The sequence below is a fragment of the Bradyrhizobium sp. CCBAU 51745 genome (genome assembly GCF_028128715.1).
GTDB lineage: Bacteria > Pseudomonadota > Alphaproteobacteria > Rhizobiales > Xanthobacteraceae > Bradyrhizobium > Bradyrhizobium manausense.
In genome coordinates, this window is sequence record NZ_LBJP01000007.1 from 706,651 (window position 1) to 725,066 (window position 18,416).

13 protein-coding genes are annotated in these 18,416 nt (G+C 65.8%); 10 read left to right on the forward strand and 3 right to left on the reverse strand.

Features of this window, described 5'->3' with window-relative positions; genetic code table 11:
- Positions 1–46 precede the first annotated feature (46 nt).
- From dnaN to XH98_RS10540, 9 genes are all read left to right on the forward strand, one after another.
- The gene (gene dnaN / locus XH98_RS10500; RefSeq protein WP_271618535.1) at positions 47–1,165 is read left to right on the forward strand and encodes a DNA polymerase III subunit beta; all 1,119 of its coding nucleotides are present in this window, start codon (positions 47–49) and stop codon (positions 1,163–1,165) included.
- Between the two features lie 222 nt (positions 1,166–1,387).
- Positions 1,388–2,524 (forward strand): DNA replication/repair protein RecF, encoded by a 1,137-nt coding sequence (recF, locus tag XH98_RS10505; RefSeq protein WP_271600366.1) that lies wholly within the window; start codon positions 1,388–1,390, stop codon positions 2,522–2,524.
- A 313-nt stretch (positions 2,525–2,837) separates the two neighbouring features.
- Positions 2,838–5,003 carry a hypothetical protein gene (locus tag XH98_RS10510; RefSeq protein WP_271618536.1) on the forward strand — a complete coding sequence of 722 codons (2,166 nt, stop codon included), beginning with the start codon at positions 2,838–2,840 and terminating at the stop codon, positions 5,001–5,003.
- 126 nt (positions 5,004–5,129) lie between these two features.
- Positions 5,130–5,813, forward strand: coding sequence for a hypothetical protein (locus XH98_RS10515; protein WP_271618537.1), 684 nt, complete (start codon positions 5,130–5,132; stop codon positions 5,811–5,813).
- A 414-nt stretch (positions 5,814–6,227) separates the two neighbouring features.
- Complete coding sequence (gyrB, locus tag XH98_RS10520; protein ID WP_271618538.1) at positions 6,228–8,663, forward strand: DNA topoisomerase (ATP-hydrolyzing) subunit B; 2,436 nt, start codon at positions 6,228–6,230, stop codon at positions 8,661–8,663.
- 229 nt (positions 8,664–8,892) lie between these two features.
- Positions 8,893–9,510 (forward strand): phospholipid scramblase-related protein, encoded by a 618-nt coding sequence (locus XH98_RS10525; protein ID WP_271618539.1) that lies wholly within the window; start codon positions 8,893–8,895, stop codon positions 9,508–9,510.
- A gap of 156 nt (positions 9,511–9,666) precedes the next feature.
- Entirely contained in the window at positions 9,667–10,962 is a 1,296-nt protein-coding gene (gene murA / locus XH98_RS10530) for a UDP-N-acetylglucosamine 1-carboxyvinyltransferase (RefSeq protein WP_057754129.1), read from the forward strand.
- A gap of 187 nt (positions 10,963–11,149) precedes the next feature.
- On the forward strand, positions 11,150–12,541 hold the full coding sequence (locus XH98_RS10535) for an MATE family efflux transporter (protein ID WP_271618540.1): 1,392 nt from the start codon (positions 11,150–11,152) through the stop codon (positions 12,539–12,541).
- Complete coding sequence (locus XH98_RS10540) at positions 12,538–13,026, forward strand: DUF2867 domain-containing protein (RefSeq protein WP_271600360.1); 489 nt, start codon at positions 12,538–12,540, stop codon at positions 13,024–13,026. Before XH98_RS10535 ends, XH98_RS10540 begins: the two co-directional genes overlap by 4 nt.
- Before the next feature lie 24 nt (positions 13,027–13,050).
- Here the strand turns inward: XH98_RS10540 and XH98_RS10545 are convergent, their stop codons facing one another.
- Positions 13,051–14,166: an FUSC family protein gene (locus tag XH98_RS10545; RefSeq protein ID WP_271600359.1), complete on the reverse strand. Its 1,116-nt coding sequence runs from the start codon at positions 14,164–14,166 to the stop codon at positions 13,051–13,053.
- Positions 14,167–14,289: 123 nt separating this feature from the next.
- On the opposite strand from XH98_RS10545, the gene XH98_RS10550 reads away from it, so the two are divergent.
- On the forward strand, positions 14,290–15,660 hold the full coding sequence (locus tag XH98_RS10550) for an MmgE/PrpD family protein (RefSeq protein ID WP_271618541.1): 1,371 nt from the start codon (positions 14,290–14,292) through the stop codon (positions 15,658–15,660).
- Positions 15,661–15,664: 4 nt separating this feature from the next.
- On the opposite strand, the gene XH98_RS10555 is transcribed toward XH98_RS10550, so the two are convergent.
- Positions 15,665–17,092: a serine hydrolase domain-containing protein gene (locus XH98_RS10555; protein ID WP_271618542.1), complete on the reverse strand. Its 1,428-nt coding sequence runs from the start codon at positions 17,090–17,092 to the stop codon at positions 15,665–15,667.
- Between the two features lie 145 nt (positions 17,093–17,237).
- Entirely contained in the window at positions 17,238–18,299 is a 1,062-nt protein-coding gene (locus XH98_RS10560) for an AraC family transcriptional regulator (RefSeq protein WP_271618543.1), read from the reverse strand.
- Positions 18,300–18,416: the final 117 nt, after the last annotated feature.

The window sequence follows — 18,416 nt, forward strand, 5'->3', positions numbered from 1 at the left end:
CCTTCGCCCGGCTTTTTCCATCTTTGGGGATCGGGCGAGTAGTGCAATGAAGGTTACGGTCGAACGCGCGCAACTCCTGAAATCACTGGGCCATGTCCATCGCGTGGTCGAGCGCCGCAACACGATTCCGATCCTGGGCAACGTGCTGGTGCGCGCCGAGAACGCGAAATTGTCGCTGAAGGCAACCGACCTCGACCTCGAGGTGACCGAGACGCTGCCGGCGGAAACCGCAACCGCCGGCTCGACCACCGTGCCGGCGCACATGTTCTACGACATCGTGCGCAAGCTGCCCGACGGTTCGCAGATCGTGCTGGAGGCCGACGGCGACCGCGCGGTGCTGGCGATCCGCGCCGGCCGCTCGCGCTTCACGCTGCAGACCCTGCCGGAGAACGATTTCCCGGACCTTGCCGCCGGCGACCTCTCGCATTCGTTCAATCTCGCCGCCAAGGACGTCAAGCGGCTGATCGACCGCACCCAGTTCGCGATCTCGACCGAAGAGACGCGCTATTACCTCAACGGCATCTATCTGCACGCCGCCGGCAGCGCGACCGCCGCGACCTTGCGCGGCGTCGCCACCGACGGCCACCGCCTCGCCCAGCTCGATCTCGTCCAGCCCAAGGGCGCCGAGGGCATGCCCGGCGTCATCGTGCCGCGCAAGACCGTCGGCGAGGTGCAGCGCCTGATCGAGGACACCGAAGCCGAGATGACGATCGAGCTGTCGCAGGCCAAGATCCGCTTCACCATCGGCAATGTCGTGCTGACCTCAAAGCTGATCGACGGCACCTTCCCCGACTACGGCCGCGTCATTCCGCAAGGCAATGACAAGGAGCTCGTGGTCGACAAGAAGGATTTTGAGAACGCGGTCGACCGCGTTTCGACGATTTCGAGCGAACGGGGCCGCGCGGTCAAACTGTCGCTGTCGGCGGGCAAGCTGGTGCTGTCGGTGACCAACCCGGACTCGGGCAGCGCAACCGAAGAGCTCGAGGTCGAATACGCCTCCGACGCGCTCGATATCGGCTTCAACTCCCGCTACCTCCTGGACATCGCCGCCCAGATCGAAGGCGACGTCGCGGTGCTGAGATTGGCCGACCCGGGCTCGCCGACCCTGGTGCAGGACAAGGACGACAAGAGCGCGCTGTACGTGCTGATGCCGATGCGGGTGTGAGGGTCTCCCCTCGTCATGGCCGGGCTTGACCCGGCCATCCATCAAACAAGGAACCGTAGGGTGGGCAAAGCTTGCGCCGTAGCTCGAAGAGCGAAGGTGAAAGCGTGCCCACCATCGAGCAGCACGAATCGCCGCGAGACGTGGGCACGGCGCGCAGAGCGCGCCTTTGCCCACCCTACGGCATGCTCTCAAAGGGAGCGCGCGCGCCCATAGCGAATGACCATGACCACCTCCCGCATCCATCGCCTGACGCTGACGCATTTTCGGAACTATCGGGCGGCGGGGCTCGAGACGGCGGCTGACATGGTGGCGCTGGTCGGGCCGAACGGGGCGGGCAAGACCAATTGCATCGAGGCGATCTCGTTCCTGTCGCCGGGCCGCGGCCTGCGCCGCGCCACGCTGGAGGATGTCGCCGATAACCAGGGCGACGGCTCCTGGGCCGTCTCCGCGCAGGTCGAGGGCGCGCTGGGCCTCGCCACGCTCGGCACCGGCATCGAGCCGCCGCGCGCAGATAGCCCGGTGATCAGGCGCTGCCGCATCGACCGCGAGCCGGTGAATTCGGCGGCCAGCTTCGGCGATCACATCCGCATGGTGTGGCTGACGCCGGCGATGGATGGGCTGTTCATGGGCGCCGCGTCCGAGCGCCGCCGCTTCTTCGACCGCCTGGTGCTGGCGATCGACAGCGAGCATTCCAGCCGCATCAACGCGCTGGAACGCTCGCTGCGTTCGCGCAACCGCCTGCTCGAGACGCGCAATTACGACGACCATTGGTGTGACGCGATCGAGCGCGAGACGGCCGAGCTTGCCGTCGCGGTCGCCGCAACACGCGGCCAGACCGCGGCGCGCCTGACCGGCATGCTCAACGCGCGCGCGCAAGCCTCGGCTTTTCCTTCCGCGCAAATCGCGCTCGACGGCTGGATGGAGAACGCGCTGCTGACGGAAACGGCGACCTCGGTCGAGGACCGCTATCGCCAGATCCTGCGCGACAACCGCCCGCGCGATGCCATCGCCGGCCGCACCACTGAAGGTCCGCATCTGACCGATCTGCAGGTTATCTACGCGCCGAAAAGCATGCCGGCGCGCGATGCGTCCACCGGCGAGCAGAAGGCGCTCTTGATCGGCCTCGTGCTGGCGCACGCGACGCTGGTCGCCGAGATGACGGGCATCGTGCCGCTTTTGCTGCTCGACGAGGTCGTCGCCCATCTCGATCCCAACAGGCGCGCCGCGCTGTTCGACGAGCTGCGCAAGCTCGGCGCGCAGGTGTGGCTGACCGGTGCGGACCCGGCCGCCTTTGCCGAGATCGGCGCGGGCGGCGAAGTCTTTGACGTCGAGAGCGGACGCGTTTCCGCCCGGCGATAGCCTGATGTGTTGAACCCGGCCTATTCGGATCGCGACTAGGACTGTGAGGCCGCAGCTAGCGGTGTCGCAGCCGTTGCAATCGCGCGATCGACAGGCGCGAGATCCCTGGAGAGAAAGACCATGACGACGGTAAGGCGCGGGATGAAAGTCCCGGCACGATGGCGGCTGTTCGTGTGCGGCCTCGCTCTGCTCGCAAGGCCGGGATACCGCTTTTGAACCTGCCCGGTTCCATCCACGACTAGCTGTCTGGGCCGCGCGATGACGTCGCAGCCCGCACATGACGCAAAGAGCGGGAAATCCTGGAGTGCTGCCGATGTCGATGATCAAGCGCGGGATGCAGGTCCCGGCACGTGGGCTGCTGCTCGCCTTTAGCCTGATGCTGATGGCGAGCACCGCACGCGCGGCGCAATTCGACGCCGGCTATGTTGATCCCCACACGCTGCCGAGGCTGCCAGGCGCGGTCGAGGACACCTCCGATCCCTCCCGGGTGCAATATGGCGTGCCGACCGTGGTCGCGGTGACATCGGCGGCCGTCAAGAAGATGCTCATCGCCGAGGGCTGGGTGCCCTATGTCCGCCCGCTCGACGAGGCCAACACCAGTCTCGCCTTCAAGAAGGGACGGCAGGGCCTGTCCGTCTCCTTCACGCAGGGCCTCGGCCGACCGGACCAATCCGCGGTCACCTACTCCCCGAACCGGATCTATTCGAACGTGCCGTTCCCCGAGGGCGCTGTTGACCTCGTGTTCGACGAGACCCGGCCCTATCTCGGCTGCATCGCGCCGGCCACCCTCGAGGCGGTACAGGATTTCTATGCGAAGGAAATGGCCGCGATCGGCTGGCGCAAGCTTACGCCCGAGACGGCCGCAAGCTGGCCGAACGCGGACCTCTCTGCGGTCATCCCGAGCGGCGTGCGCGCCTATTACGACCATCCCGAGGGCGATACGACGCAGTTCTACAAGCAGAAGCCGGTGATGCTGACACTGACCCGCCGCGACGACGGCCGCACCAATGTCGACATCAGGATCGCGCCGTTCGCGCTGCCCACCGATCTCGAGGCCGGCGATACGGCCGGCCTGCCGGAGCCGAAGCCATACAAATCGTCCTCGGGCCGAGGCAACGCCCGAACATCAACGCGCGAGCTGATCGTTGCGGCCCTCGCCGATCTGCCCACTGTGGAGGCCTTCTACCACCGCGAATTTGCAAGGCGGGGCTGGACGGAAGAGGGAAATGCACCCCTCGCGCAAGGCGACGAGGTCGCGCTGAAATTCTCCTCGCCGGAGGAGAACGGCGTGCTGCATCTCGGCCGCAAATACGATTTCACGATGGTCCATCTGACCGCGCAGGTGAAGGAGAGCGTGCTCGCCGCCCGCGCCAAGGCGAAGAAAGACGCCGACGACCAATTCATGAAGGACGCGGAGGCGATGACGAAGCGGGTCCTGGCCGACGACGCGGCACGTCGCAAGGCGCAGGCCGCAACGCTGTCCGATGCGCCGTTGCAGGCGCTCGCAGGCAGCAACGCGCCGCTGGCCGTCCCTGAGAACGCGCAGGAGGTGGAGTCCGGCGACGGCCGGCTCGAGTTCAACTCGACCTCGAGCGTGAAGGCGCTGGCCACCTTCTACCGCGCCTCGCTGAAGCCCGCCGGCTGGAAGGAGCAGCCCTCCGTCATCAACCAGCCCAACATGGCGGTGCTGGAATTTTCCAAGGCCGGCAAGTCGATCTCGATGACCTTGATGCAGATGGGCCCGAAGGTGAACGTCAGCGCCAACGGATCCGGCCTGAGGACGGCTGCCGCCAAGCCTGCCGTCACCAGCCAAGCGGCGAGCAACGATCCTGCTGCCACGCAGCCCGGAGCATCCGCCCCGCTGGAAGCAGATCCGGACTCTGCGCTGCCGGTGCCGAAGCAGCACAGTTCGACCTCGCTGGGCACGGCAAAGCTGCCGGGCATCGAGGTGCCGTTCCGCCGCGAGCTCGAAGCCAGCGTGCCGGCCGAGCTCAGCGACGTGCTCGCCTTCTACCGCAGCGAGCTGAAAAGGCTCGGCTGGCAGGAGAAGCCTGAAGGCGCGATCACGACCGCCGATCGCGTCCAGCTCGCCTTCGCCTCGCCGCAGGGACCAGCAAAGTTGAAGCTCGGCCGCGCCAATGGCGAGACGTCGATCGACCTCGTGCAGAAGAATCCTGAAGCCGCGGCCAAGGCGGACATCATGCCGAAACCAGGTCAGGCCAAGCTATTGCTCGGCAACATGGGCGGTCAGGACGTGCAGCTCACCATCAACAAGCAGACCATCAAGGTCGCGGCTGGCGCCGGTGGCCCGCAATCGCCGAAAGGGCCGATGCTCGACCTGCCTCCGGGCAAATATCAATACGCGCTGAAGGTCGCAGGGCAACCCGGCCGGAACGCCACGATCGAGCTTGCCGCGGGCGATGCCTGGGGCTTGATGGTGGGCCCGACCGGCGAGGTGCTGCCGCTGCAAATGTATTGATCCGCAGCCTTTGCCAGTCACTTGAACCTGAGCGGTTCGCGCGGCGACTAGTGGTCCTGAGGCTGCGCATCGCCGCAGCCTTCGCATCGCACGAAGATCACGACGCGGCGTCCCTGGAGAATGAGCATGACGATGGTCAAACGCGGGCCGAACGTCCCGGCACGATGGCGGCTGCTGCTATGCGCCCTCATTCTTCTGGCGGGGTGCTCGAAGGAACAGCTGACGGCAGATCCCAACGTCGAGATGCCGGCACCGAAGCAAAGCAGCTTCAGTCAATTCCGCACCACGCGGGCGCATGGCGCCGAGGCCCCGCTCCGGACCGAGGTCGAAGCACGGGTGCCGGGGGAGCTCAACGAGGTGCTCGCCTTCTACCGCAGAGAGCTCGGGCAGCGCGGCTGGCGGGAGCTGCCGGATGACGCAATCATCACCGCCGATCGCGTGCAGCTGGCCTTCATCTCCCCGAAAGGCCCAGCCGTGCTGAAGCTCGGCCGCGCCAAGGGCGAAACCACGATCAGCCTGGCGCAGAGGAATCCGGAGGCCGCAGCCAAGGCCGATATCCTGCCGACATCAGGACAAGCGCGGCTTATATTCGGCTATCTCAGGCCCGACGTGGCTTCGCTTGTGATCAACGCTCAGACCATTGAGATCGCAGGCGGCGAAAATCATCCACAAAGGCTGGATCTGCCGCCGGGCACGTATCCCTACGAGCTGCTCGTGTCAGGCCTTCGGGTGCGCGCCGATACGATCACGCTGGCCAAAGGCGAGGCCTGGAGCCTCAGCGACGACAAGATGCCGTCGCAGATCTACTGAACCCCTGGCCCCAGGCCAATCGCATGTAGATTTCACGACGATTGTCTGCGGGCTTGGCTCCGCCTCTCCCGCTTGCCAAGCGGGAGGGAGCGCAGTCGCCCCAAGCCGCCCGCATCGTGCACGCCATATGTGTTGCTCCGCCTGTTCCAGGGCCGCCGCAGCGGCTCCGAAAAGGCCCCGGACCCCCGCAAGATCCACGTCTTTGAGGAGCCAAAACAGAGCCTCGAATCGGGCTTTTCGAGCCCCCGGGAATCGGCCTTCGAACGGCTTGAAATCCGGCCAAAAAATCCTATCTGATCAAAGGGTTGCCGGGAGATACTTTGCGCTAGGCGCAAACTCTCTTTCGTGGCACAAAGAGCATCCTGATCAGCGCCTTTTGCGCGGCTGATTCGGGCGACATTTCGAAGGCCTCTCATGACAGAACCTGCTCGGCAGCAAGCTGCCGAAAACGAGCCCTCCACCGCGAGCGAATACGGCGCGGAATCGATCCGCGTGCTCAAGGGGCTCGACGCCGTCCGCAAGCGCCCCGGCATGTATATCGGCGACACCGATGACGGCTCGGGCCTGCATCACATGGTGTACGAAGTCGTCGACAACGCCATCGACGAGGCGCTGGCGGGCCACGCCACGCGCGTCGATGTGATCCTCAATGCCGACAATTCCGTCACCGTCCGGGACGACGGCCGCGGCATTCCCGTCGACATCCACAAGGGCGAAGGCATCTCGGCGGCCGAGGTCATCATGACCCAGCTGCACGCCGGCGGAAAATTCGACCAGAACTCCTACAAGGTCTCCGGCGGCCTGCACGGCGTCGGCGTCTCCGTCGTCAACGCACTGTCGAGCAAGCTCGGCCTGCGCATCTGGCGCGATGACAAGGAACATTACATCGAGTTCGCCCATGGCGATGCGGTGGCACCGCTCAAGGTCGTCGGCGATGCGCCGGGCAAGCGCGGCACCGAGGTGACGTTCCTGGCCTCGACCGAGACCTTCAAGAACATCGAATATGATTTCGCTACGCTCGAGCATCGCCTGCGCGAGCTCGCCTTCCTCAATTCCGGCGTCAACATCGCGCTGTCAGACATGCGTCACGCGGTCGAGAAGCGCGAGGAGATGCACTATTCCGGCGGCGTCGAGGAATTCGTCAAATATCTCGACCGCAACAAGAAGGCCCTGGTGCCCTCGCCGATCATGGTACGTGCGGAAGCCAACGGCATCGGCGTCGAGGCCGCTTTGTGGTGGAACGACAGCTACCATGAGAACGTGCTGTGCTTCACCAACAACATCCCGCAGCGTGACGGCGGCACTCATCTCGCCGGTTTCCGCGGCGCGCTGACGCGCCAGGTCAACGGTTATGCCGAGGCCAATGCCAAGAAGGAAAAGATCGCGCTGACCGGCGACGATTGCCGCGAAGGCCTGACCGCGGTTCTGTCGGTGAAGGTGCCGGACCCCAAGTTTTCGTCGCAGACCAAGGACAAGCTGGTGTCCTCGGAAGTGCGTCCCGTGGTCGAGAACGTCCTCAACGAGGCGCTCCAGGCCTGGTTCGAGGAGCACCCGTCCGAGGCCAAGATGATCGTCGGCAAGGTGATCCAGGCCGCGGCCGCCCGCGAAGCCGCGCGAAAAGCGCGCGAGCTGACCCGCAAGAGCCCGCTCTCGGTGTCCTCGCTGCCCGGCAAGCTCGCCGACTGCCAGGAAAAGGACCCGGCCAAATCGGAGCTGTTCATCGTCGAGGGTGACTCGGCCGGCGGCAGCGCCAAGCAGGGCCGCAACCGCGAATTCCAGGCCGTCTTGCCGCTGCGCGGCAAGATCCTCAACGTGGAACGCGTGCGTCCTGACAAGATGCTGTCATCCGAGCAGATCGGCACGCTGATCACCGCGCTCGGCACCGGCATCAGCGACGAGTTCTCGATCGAGAAGCTGCGCTACCACAAGATCATCGTGATGACGGACGCCGACGTCGACGGCGCCCACATCCGCACGCTGCTGCTGACCTTCTTCTACCGGCAGATGCGCGACATCATCGACGGTGGCTATCTCTACATCGCCCAGCCGCCGCTCTATAAGGTTTCGCGCGGCAAGTCCGAGCAGTATCTGAAGGACGAGCGGGCGCTGGAAGATTATCTGATCGACGCCGGCCTCGACGACTGCGTCTACATCCCGGGGACCGGCGGTGACCGCTCAGGCCGCGACCTGCGCCAGCTGGTCGACGACGCCCGCGTGGTCCGCAGCATCCTGCGCAACCTGCACAGCCGCTATAACCGCAAGGTGGTCGAGCAGGCCGCCATCACCGGCGTGCTGAACAAGTCCGTCTACGGCAATCCCGAGAACGCCGCGGCTGCGGCGCAGTACATCGCGACCCGGCTGGACAGCCAGGCCGAGGAGGTCGAGCGCGGCTGGACCGGGCAATTCGTCGAGGGCCAGGGTTTCCTGTTCGAGCGCACCGTGCGCGGCGTCAAGGAAGCGGCCGTGATCGACGACGCGCTGCTCGGCTCGGCCGAGGCGCGCAAGCTCGACGAGTACACGCCCAAGCTCCAGGACGTCTACGCCCGCGCCGGCAAGCTGCGGCGCAAGGACTCGGAGCACGTGGTGCACGGTCCGTCCGACCTGTTCGAAGCGGTGACCGAAGCCGGCCGCAAGGGCATCGCGCTGCAGCGCTACAAAGGTCTCGGCGAGATGAATCCCGAGCAGCTCTGGGAGACAACGCTCGACACCGAGGCGCGCTCGCTGCTGCAGGTGAAGGTCAAGGAGGTCGACGAGGCCGACGACATCTTCACCAAGCTGATGGGCGACGTCGTCGAACCGCGCCGCGACTTCATCCAGGAACATTCGCTGAGCGCGACGATCGATATTTGAGACTCTTTTGCCTCTCCCGCTTGCGGGAGAGGCCGACACGCTCGCAGAGCGTGGCGGGTGAGGGTTCTTTCCTCTTGGGATTGTCCCGTTGCGGAGACACCCTCTCCCCAACCCTCCCCCGCAAGCGGGGGAGGGAGCGGACCACCTTCGTGGCAACACCGCCTCCTGAACCTCACCCCAGCCAATCGCGACGAAATGGCGTAGGCGGCTCTGGAAGAGGTTCGAACGAATGTTGCCGACGCTAGCTGGACAGAGCCGGATGTACGTGCAGCAGGTCTTCGAAATGGCCGAACTGTTCGGTTTCGAAACCCGCAACAAGTACCGCATTCGCGATGAAAATGGCCGCGATCTGCTCTATGCGGCCGAGCAGCAAAAGGGACTTCTCGGCTTCCTCGGACGCCAGGTATTTGGCCATTGGCGCTCCTTTGAGGTGCATTTTTTCGACAATTCGCGACAGCCCGTCATGCGCGGGATTCATCCCTTCCGCTGGTTCTTTCAGTGTCTGGAGCTGCGTTCGCGCGACGGCCGCCTCATCGGGACCATCGAGCGTCAGTTTTCGATTCTCACCAAGCGTTTCCACGTGCACGATGCGCAGGGAAGAGTGGTGCTCGAAGTCACATCGCCTTTCTGGCGCGTCTGGACCTTTCCATTCATGCGCGGAGGGCAAGAGCGCGCGCGCGTTGCGAAAAAATGGTCTGGCCTCGGCTCCGAACTGTTCACCGACCGCGACAATTTCCTGGTGGAATACCTGGAACGCAGCCTGACAGAAGACGAGCGAGCCCTGGTTCTCGCAGCTGCGTCTACATCGATCTCATGTATTTCGAAGCCAAAGGCGAAGGCGGCGTGATCAATTTGCTCCGCAATTGAAAGCCCGGTGCTGCGGGCCTCTCCTGCTTGCGGCCGCCCCCTGAACCTTGCCAGCGCAATTGCTACCGCGCTCAATTCCCTATAGTTTCCGCCCCCAAAGCAGCCCGCCCCACCACAACAGGACGGAGAGATCCCAGTGGCGCCCATTCAGTACATCGTCGAGGGCGGTCACCGGCTCTCGGGCTCGATCGAGCCGGCCGGCAACAAGAATTCGGCGCTGCCGATCATCGCCGCCGCGCTGCTGACCGAGCATCCGGTGACGCTTCAGAACGTGCCGCGGATCCGCGACACCGAGACGCTGGTCGAGCTGGTCCGCTCGGTCGGCGCATCGGCGGAATGGACTGAGCGCAACACGCTCCATATCCACGCCAAGAGCATCCGCGCCGCCGATCTCGACCCCGAGCTCTGCGTCCGCATTCGCGCCTCGATCCTGCTGGCAGGTCCCCTGCTCGCGCGCTGCGGCGAGGTGATGCTGCCGCCGCCCGGCGGCGACGTGATCGGCCGGCGCCGGCTCGATACCCACGTGCTGGCGCTGGAACAATTGGGGGCCAAAGTCACCGCGACGGACCGGCTGGAATTCCGCTGCCCCAAGCTCACCGGCGCCGACGTGTTCCTGGACGAGCCGAGCGTCACGGCGACCGAGAATGCGCTGGTCGCCGCCGTCGCGGCCGATGGCGTCACCTATTTGCGCAACGCGGCCTCCGAGCCGCATGTGCAGGACCTCGCCAACTTCCTGGTCGCGCTCGGCGCCAGAATCGAGGGCGTCGGCACCAACACCATGGTGATCCATGGCCCGGCGACGCTGGGTTCTGCGACCTATCGGATCCAGCCCGACCATATCGAGGTCGGCTCGCTGATCGGGCTCGCCGCCGTGACGCGCTCGCCCTTGCGCATCGTGCGATCAGGCGTCGAGCATCTGCGCTCGATCCGCATGGGCTTTGAGCGGCTCGGCATCGTGTGCCGCGTCGAGGGCGACGATCTGATCGTGCCGTCGAACCAGACGCTGAAGATCCAGGACGATTTCGGCGGCCATGTGCCGAAGCTGGAGGACCAGCCCTGGCCGGCCTTCCCGGCCGATCTGATGTCGATCGCGATCGTCACCGCCACGCAATGCGAGGGCGTGATCCTGATGTTCGAGAAGATGTTCGAGTCCAGGATGTTCTTCGTCGACAAGCTGATCGGGATGGGCGCGCGCATCGTGCTGTGCGACCCGCATCGCGCGATCATCGCCGGCCCCAGCCGGCTGCACGGTGCGACGCTGAGTTCGCCCGACATCCGCGCCGGCATGGCGATGCTGCTCGCCGCCGTCTGCGCCGAGGGCACCTCCACCATCAACAACGCCGACCAGATCGAGCGCGGCTACGAGCGCATCGACGAGCGGCTGAATGCGCTGGGCGCGAAGATCCGGCGCGTGCCGGAACGGAAGGGGTGAGGCTCTCTCCCCCGACGACAATGTCGTAGGGTGGGCAAAGCGGAGCGTGCCCACCATCTCTCAATCATTGATAGGTCGTGGGCACGGCGCAAGCGCGCCTTTGCCCACCCTACGATACCGAGCTAGCGGATAGAGTCCCCTCGCCCGGGCCATGTTTTCGACGTGGGGCCGTGCTATTGCAGCCGCCATGCTCGACAGCGTCCAACCACAACAGCCGCCGCAAACAGGCGTGCAAAGCCATCTCGCGCTGGAATTCGCCGAGACGTTGCGGCTGGCCGTGCCGATGATGCTGACGCAGCTCGGGCAGATTGCGATGATCACCAGCGACCTCGCCTTGATCGGGCGGCTCGGTGAGGACGCGGTCGCGGCTGCGGCACTTGCGCACACCGTCTATTTCGTCAGCTTCACCTTCGGGCTCGGCCTGATGGCCGCGGTATCGCCGCTGGCAGCCCAAGCGTTCGGCGCCGGCGACATCAGGCGAATCCGCCTCTCCTTGCGCGTCGGCCTGTGGGTCGCACTGTTGATCTCGCTGCCGATGATGGCCTCGCCGCTGTATGGCGAGCACATCCTGATCGCGCTCGGACAGGCGCCGCACTCGGCCGCGCTGGCGCAGCGCTATCTGAATGGCCTTGCCTGGGGCATCGCGCCCGCGCTCGGCTTCATCGCGATCCGCAGCATGATGAGCGCGGTGAACCGGCCGCAGGCGCCGCTGTGGATCACGCTCGCGGCGATCCCCGCGAATTTCGCTCTGGTCTATTGCCTGATCCATGGCCTGTTCGGGTTGCCGGAGCTCGGTCTGTTCGGGGCGGGGCTTGCGACCACGCTGATCAATCTCGGCACCTTCATCGCCGCGCTTGCCATTGCCGGATGGCGCAAGCCGTTCGCCGACTATCATCCGCTCACGCGGCTCTGGCGAATCGACTGGCCCCTGACGCGCCAGCTGATCGCGATCGGCGCGCCGATCTCGTTCTCGCTGCTGCTGGAATACGGCCTGTTCTCTTCGGCCGCGCTGTTGATGGGCCTGATCTCGACCACGGCGCTTGCCGCGCACCAGATCGCGCTGCAGGTCACCGCGGTGCTGTTCATGGTTCCGCTCGGCATCGGCATGGCCGCGACCGTGCGGGTCGGTCACGCCTTTGGCCGTGACGATCCGGCCGGCGTTCGGCGCGCGGGGCTCGTCGCGGCGGTGCTCGGCATTGCATTCGTGGCGGCCCTGACTGTCGGCATCGTCCTTGGCCGCTACGAGCTGGGGCGGCTGTTCTTCGGCAGCGACGCGGCCAGCGCGCCGACGATCGAGCTGACCGCGACACTGCTGCTGGTCGGCGCCACCTTCTTCATCGCCGATGCGCTCCAGACCATCTTGGGCGGCGCCCTGCGCGGCATCAATGACACCAGGATGACGCTGGTGTTCGCAGCGATTGGCTATTGGTGCGTCGGCTTTCCCATCGCCTGGATGCTCGCCTTCCACGCTGATCTCGGCGCGGTCGGGGTCTGGACCGGGCTGTCGATCGGATCATTCGTTTATGCCGGACTCCTGGTCTTGCGATTCCGGATGCTGACGCGCAAACTGGCGGGATGACCGGATCCGTTCGCGAAATCACCCCCGATGTCGATGCCGGCACGGTGCTGGCAGGCGCGCAGTTCATCGATGCGTTTCGCGCGGAGGTCGGCACGACGCAATTGAGCGCCCGCGAGGCCTGCACAAGAATGGTGCTGCACGGGCCGCGCTGGATCGATATGCTGACGCGCTTGCGCAACATTCTGGTGACGCCCTTCGGCCTGAAAAAATCGGGTGAAGGCGCCTACGCGCCCGGCGGCCTGATCGGCCTGTTTCCCGTGGTGAGCGAGACGCCGGAGCGGCTGGTCGCCGGCTTCAACGACTATCATCTCGATTTCCGTATCGTGGTCGATGTCGCCGGCGAAGCGACGCTTCGCCACGTTACCGTGACCACGCTGGTGAAAACCAACAATTTGCTCGGACGGACTTATCTCACGCTCATCACGCCCTTCCACAAGCTCGTCGCCCGCAGCATGATGGGGAGCATCGTGGAGCCGGCGCGATGACGCTGCGCCTTTGCTGTCGCTAACTCACTGCGCCACCTTCACCGGCCCATCCGCCGCCGCCTCCGACCATTCGCCGACGACACGGTCGAGGTCGCAGAGATTCTGGTGCATCTGCTCCAGCGAGAAGCCGAGCGCGAAGAAGCGCTCGGCGGTGTCGCTGGTGTGGCCGCGGATCAATCCATCCTGGCGCACGGCCGCCACCGCCTCGGAATAATGCTGAAGCGCGACGTGCACGGGATGGATCGGCGGCGCGCCGCTGCCTTCGCGCAGGGCTTCGGCCGCCGATTTGAGGAAGCGCAGGATCGCCGCGCTCACCTCTGCCAGGGGACCTGCGAGCCTGACCTGCACCTCGGCCGGTAGCGGCACCACGGTGGCGCGGCCGATCATCACGACGTCGTGGCGCAGCCGCAGGATCGTGCGCAGCAGGGGGCCGGTATCGGGGCCGCTCGACAGCCGCGCCGAACGCTCGCGCTCGGCCTCAGCGCCGATGGTGTTCATGCCCACCATGGCGGTGCCGATGCCGTCCTGGATCCGATGCAGCGCATCATTGTCGCGCCCGCGGGTCAGGCCGGCGAGCAATTCGCCGAAGGCCTCCGCGATCAGATCGAGCAGTTTCGCTGCACTGGGGCGGAGCTGGCGCACCGCGCGCGAGGGCAGCACCAGGAAGGAGACCAGGAGACCCGTCACCGCCCCGACCGCAACCTCGCAGACGCGGTCGATCGCCGAGGCCATGGGATCGGCATGATGCATCGACGGCAGCACCAGCACGATCACCGCCGTCACGGTCGCGGAGCTGAGATTCGGATAGATCGCGGCGAGAAAGGAAAGCGGCGCCACGGCCAGCACCAGCAAGCCCAGCAGGCCGAGCTCACTGGAATAGGGAATCAGGATGGCGATCGCGCCGCCATAGATGGCGCCGCCGATCGTGCCGAGCATGTAGTCGCGCGTCGCCTTCAGCGAGCGGCCGACGCTCATCTGGGTCACGATGATCGACGTCAGCACGGCCCAGAGCGGCAGCATGAGATGCAGCGCGGTGGCGAGCGCATAGGCGCCGGCGGCCGCAACGGTGACCCGAACCGCCAGCCCCAATTGCGTCCTACGCGACCAGACCCGGTCGAACAGCTGTCTTGCTGAAATCATCGTCAAACGCCCCTGCGCCATCCGCTCGCGCCAACCAAAAGCATAGCTGATGCCCGCAGCCCTCTGGCTGCTTGAAAGGCCCAATCAGCCCGCCTAACTTGCCGGCCAAAACGAGGAAACACGATGGCCCACGAAACCGCAACGCTCGCCGCCTATGTCGCCAGGCTGAAATTCGCCGATATCCCGGCGGAGGTGCTGGATCGCGCCAAGGTGCTGACGCTGGACTTTCTGGGCAGCGCGATCCGGGCGCGGCGCGAGGCCGAATCCACCCCGTCGCTGCTGAAGACGCTGGAAGCGCTGTCGCTCGACGCCAGGGGCGAGGCCACCGTGTTCGGCGATTCCAAGACCTGGACCCCGGCCGTGGCGGCGCTGCTCAACGGGGCGCTTGGCCATTCCCTCGATTTCGACGATACGCATGCGGATTCCTCGCTGCATCCGAGCGCACCGGTGGTTCCGGCCGCTTTCGCCGTCGGCGAGATGGTCGGCGCTTCAGGGCGCGATGTGCTGACGGCGATCGTCGCGGGATATGAGGTGTGCTGCCGGCTCGGCAACGCGCTCGACCCGACCTCGCATTATGCGCGCGGCTTCCACCCGACCGCGACGGCGGGCACCTACGGCGCGGCAGCTGCGGCGGCGAAACTGTTCGGGCTGTCCGAGCAACAAATCATCGCCGCGTTCGGCGTCGCCGGCAGCCAGGCTGCGGGCTCGCTGCAATTCCTTGTCAACGGCGCCTGGAACAAGCGCTACCAGGTCGGCGCCGCCGCGATGAACGGCGTGATCGCAGCGACCTTGGCGCGCAATGATTTCGTCGGCGCGACGGAGTCGGTCGAAGGCAAGCACGGCCTGCTCGCCGGCTACACCGACGACGCGCATCCCGACAAGGCGGTCGCCGGGCTCGGCAAGACCTACGAGACCATGAAGATCGGCGTGAAGCCTTATCCGAGCTGCCGCTACACCCATGCCGCGATCGACGCGCTGATCGCGATGCGGCGCGAGCACAATCTGACGCCCGACCAAGTCAAGCGCGTCGAGATCGGCCTGCATCGCAACGGCATCACGCTGACCGGTGACGCCGCCACCAAGCGGCATCCGACCTCGATCGTCGGCGGCCAGTTCTCGATGTTCTTCACCGGCGCGCTCGCGCTCGACCAGGGCTCGTTCGGCTGGGACGATTACGCCAGGCTGGGCGATGCCGCCATCGACGCGCTCGCCGACAAGTTCGACGTGGTGCAGGACGACCGGTTAGAGGTTGGTCGCACCCATCCTTTTGGCGCACGCGTCAGCATCACCACTGAAGACGGCGTGCACGAGCGGCTCTATGCCGATCCCTCCGGCGAGCCGAATTCATTCCCTGATGCGCAGGCGATGCAGCAGAAGTTTCTGACGCTGGCACGGCCCGTGCTGAAGGCACGGGCCGACAAATTCGCCGACGCGATCATGACGCTGGAGCGGTTCGATCGCGTCGCGACGGCGACGGAGCTGGGACGGCAATAGCCGCCTAGTTCACGCCCGCCAGCTTCCCATTCTCGCGCGTGACAGCCACGACATCGCGGACGAGATCGAATACGCCGTCGGCTTGCGGCGGAAAGTTCGGCGAGCGGCCGAGGCGCACGATCACGAGCTTCTCCGAGGGGATCACGATCGTATACTGCCCGATCGTGCCCTTGGCGAAGAAGGCATCGCGCGGCCAGCCGTGGTCGACGCGAAATCTTGCGCCAAAACTGTTGCCCTGGTTGGTCCAGAACCCCGCACCGATGCCGACCCAGGCGTTCGGCGTCGCGGACGCCGAATAGTTCACCCAGCCCCCCGGCAGGATGCGCTTGCCGCCGACGACACCGTCGTCGAGATAAAGCTGGCCAAATCGCGCCCAGTCGCGCGCGGACGCCATCATCTCGCCGGAGCCCTCGATCGTGCCTGAAGCGTCGAGCTGCAGCGTGACGTCGTGCATGCCGAGCGGCGCGAACAATTCGCGGCGCGCCAAGGCGAGCGCGTCAGTGGGCTTGCCGCCGGCGGCGTTGCGCATCAGCTGCGCGAGGATGAGGAAGTTGCCGTCGTGATAATTCCACGCCGTGCCCGGCACGGTGGCGAGCGGCGCGCGCTCGGCAAAGCCCGCCATATCGTCCTCGGCATATTTCATCGTGTTGACCGGTTCGAGCACCGAGCCAAGCTTGGCCTCCAACGAGCTTCCGAGTGCGATGCCGGCGGTGTGACGCAGCAATTGATCGACGGTGATGGCATGGCGCGGATCCCGGGGATCCTGCCAGGCGGCGACGGGCGCTGATACGTCGAGCTTCAGCTTGCCCAGGCGCACCAGGATGCCCGTCAGCGCCGAGGTCACCGACTTCGTCATGGAGAAACCGAGCAGCTGCGTCTCTGGCCCGATCCCGTCGGCGTAGCGCTCGGCAATGACGCGGCCGGCCTTCATGACGACGATCGCGCGGGTGCGGCGATAAGGCGGCTGCGCGGGCTCGGCAAAGGCGCGGTCGAGCGCGGCTGCCAGTCCCGCGCTTTGCGGGGCCACAAGTCCCGGGCCGGCGATCTCGGGCAGCAACGCGGGCTGCTTGTCGTCGGACGGCAGGGCGACATCGGCGATTCCCTGCCCGTGCTCGAGCGTGCAGCCGAGCCCCTCGCGATAGACGGCGTGGCTGCGGCCGATGCCGAACAGGGACACCGTGACATCCTTGCGCGCACGATCGACCTGAAGATCCATCGCCCAGGTCAGCAGACCCGCACCGGGCATCGCATCGGTGGTGTCAGCGAGGTCGCGCCTGACATCGAGGCCGGAGACGAAAATGTCCGAGCAGAGCGTGTGGGCAATGAAGCCGGCGGCAACCTTCGGCACGTCGCGGGCCCGCGCCGCGCCGAGCGCGAGGACGCCACAGGCAATCGTGGTGGTGAGGAGGAGGATCTTGCGGCGACGGGTCACGGGCTTTCTCCGGCTTGGGGGCGACTGCAGGAGAGCAAGCCGGAGGTGGGCGATAGGCGCTCGCCGGATTTGGAAATCGACCTCGTCGAAACTGATCGGGGCTGATTGATTTCGGAATTCCTACGTGATTTCAAGGGCCTGAAATCTAGGCCGCGTCGGCCTTGAGGCGGCGGTACTCGGTCGGCGTCACGCCGGTCAGCGCCTTGAAGGCGCGGTTGAACGGGCCGAGGGACTGGAAGCCGGCGTCCATCGCGATGGTGATGACGGGAACCTCGGCCTGGGTGGGATCGGCCAGCGCGGCCTTGGCCTCCTCGATGCGATGGTTGTTCAGGAACACATTGAAGTTGCGATAACCGAGCCGCTGGTTGATCAGCCGGCGCAACCGGTATTCCGGAATCTTCAGCCGGCCCGCCAGCACGCCGATGGTGATGTTCTCCTGACGATAGATCCGCTCGTCCGCCATCAGCCGCATCAGGGCGTCGATGAACTTTTGATCGGCGGCGCCATCGGCCGCAGGCTGACTGGAAGCAACAGGGATTGCGGGCTCCGCGGCGGCCGGAAACAGATCCGCCCCGTCAACGCGCATCATGGCATAGACGATCGCCGCGACGGTCAAGGTGAGCGCGCCAGCGCTGATGGTTTCGGCGACGGCGCCGACATGGTAGCCGGCAGCGGCGATCTGGAGCACCGCGTTCAGCCCGCCATAGAGCGCGATGGCGCAGACGATAAAGACGCGAGCGCTGCGGCGGCGCTCGACCAGGTCGGCCGGCCAGGAGGCGATCATCTGCCCGACCGCAAGCGCGATGAAGCCGAGCACGATCAGATTGACCACCGTGACCGAGAACCGCACATGGCCGCTCGGTGCAATCCAGACGCAGCCCGCGAAGCTGTAGGCCGCGACCGCTGCCCAGATCAAACCATGCCACCAGCGCAGGCGGAACTCGTCCTCGAACAGGGCGCGCGTGAACAACCAGAACACCACGATGGTGGCGGTCGATATTGCGATCAGCGGCGCATGCCAGAGCGGGACCCGCGACGTGACGTCCAGCGAATAGCTCACCGCATGTGCGACCGAGCCCAGCACGAAGGCCGCACCGAGGCGTGCAGCCAGCACATTGCGATAATCATGTAACAGCGACGCCGCCAGCATCAGCAGCAGCGCGACGCTGGCGGCGCGAAAGGCGAGGTCGAGAGTGGCAAGGGTCATCGGATCATGCGATCGATCGCGGTTGCGGTCGGTCGAACATCGTTCGTTGCGGCGCTTTTTTCAAGGACGATCCGCAAGCTCAACTGTCATCGCCCAGTTTCACAAATCGTAGGGTGG